At 39.6% G+C, this 1,343-nt stretch carries 2 protein-coding genes; both read left to right on the top strand.

Features of this window, described 5'->3' with window-relative positions; genetic code table 11:
• A partial coding sequence (locus Q0212_RS03215; protein ID WP_297922127.1) for a hypothetical protein occupies nt 1-435 on the top strand: 435 nt, incomplete at its 5' end.
• Between the two features lie 92 nt (nt 436-527).
• On the top strand, nt 528-1,343 hold an 816-nt coding region (locus Q0212_RS03210), incomplete at its 3' end, for a DMT family transporter (protein WP_297922124.1).

Here is a 1,343-nt window from a genome sequence, read left to right as displayed (position 1 = left end):
ATTTTACAAGCGTTATTCTTGGCATTAAATAGTTCAAATAGCTCAACAGCACAAAATGAGCCGGAAAAAGTGCCAGTAAATCCTGTTTTAACCCAAGGGGCAACGGCTTGTTTTGAGCAGCTATTAACCAACATTTTAACCGTCTTAAATCATGACCATGAGCAAAAAGTGCGTTTATTAACCACTCAGCAACTCGATAGCCTTAAGCTAAATGGTGTGATTTTGCGTGACTTAAAAGCGTTTTTTAGTCAAGGCTACGCATTGCCAAGTTCATTTTATATGGAAACAAAAGTGATGCGTCGTTGCTTAAACTTGGTTTATGTGGCGTTGTGTGATGTTTTAGGGCCAGTCAAAGCCGATTCAGTATTACATGGAGCGATTAACTTAACAGAGCAACAAGGGATTAGTAACTTCTCTGTGCGTGAATTATTGTAGGAAGCAACAAGCAAGGATGCTTTTCTTTTATCTCACCTCCTCTTAAAAATCCATTACAATCACCACTTTCTCACCTCTATTTTTAGGCTTCTATGCCCCAATCTCACTTGCTCAAAGGTTTAGCTTTATTAAGCTTATCAGCCTTTTTATTTGCCTCCATGGGCGTATTTATTCGTTTTGCTTCTCATACTGTTGATAACGCGACTGTTGTGTTTATGCGTAATTTAACAGGTACATTGCTATTGCTGCCCTTTGCCCTTAGTCAAGGTAAAGCCTTTTTTATCACTGACAAAATTTGGATGCATTTGTGGCGTGCCTTGGTAGGTTTAACTGCCATGTATGGCTTTTTTTATGCCATTGCGCATTTGCCCTTATCGAATGCGATGGTTTTTACCTATTCTTCACCCGTTTTTATTCCTTTAGTCGCATGGCTATTTTTAAAAGAACGCATTAGCGGTTTGATGTTATTAGCCGCTTTGATTGGATTAATTGGTGTGTTATTGGTCGCCAAACCCAGTGACGCCATGTTTAATTGGTTAAGTTTGGTTGGCTTAAGCTCCAGCCTATTAGCGTCTATGGCATTTGTTACTGTTCGTGCTCTAACCAAAACTGAACCAGCGACACGTATTGTGTTTTATTTTTGCTTGATTAGTACGATGGTATCTGCTGTGCCGATGTTTTGGCATTGGCGTATTTTAAACAGCCAAGAGCTTTTTTATTTGATCGGTGCAGGCACATTAGCCACATTAAGCCAAGTCTGTCTATCAAAAGCCTATGGTTATGCACCCGCAGGAAAAATTGGCCCAGCAAATTATTTAGCGATTATTTTTGCAGGAATATGGGCATGGCTATTATGGGGGGAAACACCTGACAATTTAAGTATTGCAGGGATGTTATTAAGATCGGAA

Source organism: uncultured Agitococcus sp., from assembly GCF_937920075.1.
Classification (GTDB): Bacteria; Pseudomonadota; Gammaproteobacteria; order Pseudomonadales; family Moraxellaceae; genus Agitococcus.
Note: the sequence above shows the minus strand (reverse complement) of the source record. Positions and strands in the feature narration are given on the sequence as shown.